At 69.2% G+C, this 2,827-nt stretch carries 2 protein-coding genes and 1 pseudogene; all 3 read right to left on the bottom strand.

The annotated features are described in order from the left end of the window. Positions 1–36: 36 nt before the first annotated feature. A complete protein-coding gene (locus tag G6048_RS47575; protein WP_165345824.1) occupies positions 37–696 on the bottom strand; it encodes a hypothetical protein in 660 nt (219 codons plus the stop codon). A 300-nt stretch (positions 697–996) separates the two neighbouring features. Continuing rightward, entirely contained in the window at positions 997–1,440 is a 444-nt protein-coding gene (locus tag G6048_RS47570) for a sec-independent translocase (RefSeq protein WP_165345823.1), read from the bottom strand. 190 nt (positions 1,441–1,630) lie between these two features. Further along, positions 1,631–2,809: pseudogene (locus G6048_RS47565) on the bottom strand (S1C family serine protease); the annotation flags it as partial. Positions 2,810–2,827: the final 18 nt, after the last annotated feature.

Genomic DNA, 2,827 nt, shown 5'->3' with positions numbered 1-2,827 from the left:
CCGTCTCGCGAGACGGCGCCCCCACCCTCGTACTGTCTAGACGTATGCGGTGATGTCCTTGACCACCGAGAAGCCCAGGCCGTACGCGCTCATCCCCCGCCCGTACGCGCCCAGGTGGACGCCCTGCTGCGTGGAGCCCGCGAGGACCCAGCCGAACTCGGACTCGCGGTAGTGGAAGGACGCCGGAACGCCGTCCACGGGGAGCGAGAGGCTGGACCAGTCCGGACCGGTCAGGTCGTCCGCGAGGACCCACGCCGTCTCAGTCTGCTGGTCAAGCCAGTCGTCGCGGAGGGTGTGGTCCATCTGGCCGGGCCAGGTGCAGTTCAGCAGTCCCACGCCCGCGAGCCAGGCCGCGGAGGACACCGAGGTGGCCTCCAGGAGCCCGGTGCCGTCGGCGCTGCGCCGCACGGGGCTGGACGCGACGGTGACCACCACCGCGAAGCGCTCCTTGTCGTCCGTCGTCGACTCACTGCGTACGGACGGCTCGTCGCCGTGCCCGATCGAGCCGTGCTCCACGGCACCATCGGCCGAGGTGCCGACCTTCATCAGCCAGCGCGGTCCCGTGAAGGCCTCGTCGAGGCCGTACCACGGGAAGGGCGCCAGCAGGTAGCCGTCGACCGTGCCCCGGGCGGAGGGGACGGGTTGTCCGCCCTCCGCGTCCGGCGCCTGCGCGCCTACCCGACTTGTCGTCTCCATTGCCCGGACGCCTCCTCGCTCTCGTCGGACCGAAACGGCCCGCCCCCCATCGGGCGTCCCTCCGGTCCGCACAACAACTAGGCAGGATAGCCACACGCCGACAGCGAGCTGTGAAACCGGTCGGCGGGTGGGTCGGGTACGCGTCCGCTCGCGCCGCTTGTGAGCAGGCAGAACTCGGTGGTACGGGGTTCTTGGAGCTCGGGGGCAAACGGCCGAGGGGGCGCACGCCTCAGGCCCGTACACCGCCCGTGCACCTCAGGTACGTACGGCTCACAGGTACGTACCTTGGCTGCGTACGCCTCAGGTCGCGTCCGCGTCGAACGGGGGGCGCTCGGCCGGCTCGAGCTGCTCGCGCTTCTTCGTCATGTCGACGGTGCCGCCGGAGGACGACGCGGTGGAGGAGGCGGCGGCGGACTCTGAGTCGCGGCCGTGGACGGCGTCCGTGACCTCGGCCATCTCCTTCTTCAGGTCGAAGCCGTTACGGATCTCCTTGAGCCCCAGTTCGTCGTTGTCCAGCTGCTTGCGGATGAACGTCTTGGGGTTGAGGTCCTCGAACTCGAAGTCCTTGAACTCCGGGCCGAGTTCATCACGGATGTCCGCCTTGGCGCTCTCCGAGAACTCGCGGATCTTGCGAATGGTGCGCGTGACGTCCTGGATCATCTTCGGGAGCTTCTCCGGGCCGAAGACGAGCACGGCAAGGACAACGAGCGCCACCAGCTCGAGCGGTCCTATGTCATTGAACACCTTGCAGCTCCTCGTGATGTCCTCGGCCTCGGCGGGATTCTTCCGTGGTCCGGGCCGGATCCACGGTACCCGGCGTTCCTGTCTGTCCGGTACTGTCCCGGCGTCTTACTCCTGCCGTTCCTGTCAGTTCGTGATGGGTTCCTGTTGGTTCCCGTCTGTTGTTGTCCCTCTGTCGCCGCGTCCGTTCCGGTCAGTCGCCGTCGGCGGAGCCGAGGACGAGGCTGATTTTCCGCTCCTTGCCGTCGCGCTCCACGGTCAGTTCGAGGCGGTCGCCGGGGCGGTGGGCCCGGGTCTTGACGATGAGCTCCTCGCCGGAGCGGACGGGGCGGCCGTCGACCTCGGTGATGACGTCGCCCGCCTTGATGCCGGCCCGGTCGCCGGGGCCGCCCTTGGTGACCGGCGCGCCGCCGTCGCCCTTGGTGCCGACGCGGGCGCCGTCGCCCGTGTAGTCCATGTCGAGCGTGACACCGATCACCGGGTGCGTGGCCTTACCGGTGTTGATCAGCTCTTCGGCCACGCGCTTGCCCTGGTTGATGGGTATGGCGAAGCCCAGGCCGATCGATCCGGCCTGGGCGCTCTCCAGGTCGGAGCCGCTGTCGGCGGAGCGGATGGCGCTGTTGATGCCGATGACGCGGGCCTTGGAGTCGACGAGGGGGCCGCCCGAGTTGCCGGGGTTGATCGGAGCGTCGGTCTGCAGGGCGTCGACATACGAGACGTCGCTGCGGTCGCCCGATTCGCCGCCCGCGGTGATCGGCCGCTCCTTGGCGCTGATGATCCCGGAGGTCACGGTGTTCTCGAGGTCGAACGGTGCGCCTATGGCCACCACCGGATCGCCGACCTGGACATTGTCGGAGTTGCCGAGCGGCAGGGGTTTGAGACCGCTGACGCCGCTCACCTTCACCACGGCAAGGTCGTAGCCGGTGTCACCACCGACCAGCTCGGCCTTCGCGCTCTCGCCCCCGCTGAAGGTCACGGAGATGTCGCCGCTCGCTCCGGCGGGATCCACGACGTGGTGGTTGGTGAGGATGTGTCCGCGCTCGTCGAGCACGAAGCCGGTGCCCGTGCCCTGCGCGTCCGACCCGCTCACATGCAGGGTCACCACGCTGGGCAGCGCACTGGCCGCGATCCCGGCCACGCTGTCCGGCTCCCGCCCCTTGGCCTCCGTCCCGGCCTGCGGCAGCTCGACGTCCTCGATCCCCCCGTTCCGCTCGAGATACGCCCCCACGGCTCCGCCGAGGCCTCCGGCCACCAGCGCGATGAGTACGGCTCCCAGAACCAGCAACCGCCTGACGCGCTTACGCCGACCGCTCTCGCTGTCGACGGCGGAACCGTTCTGCTGGAGGGGGGCGGCGACCCAGGGGTCGTAGTCTGTCTCTTATACACGTCT

Source organism: Streptomyces ureilyticus (assembly GCF_011045025.1).
GTDB lineage: Bacteria > Actinomycetota > Actinomycetes > Streptomycetales > Streptomycetaceae > Streptomyces > Streptomyces ureilyticus.
Note: the sequence above shows the minus strand (reverse complement) of the source record. Positions and strands in the feature narration are given on the sequence as shown.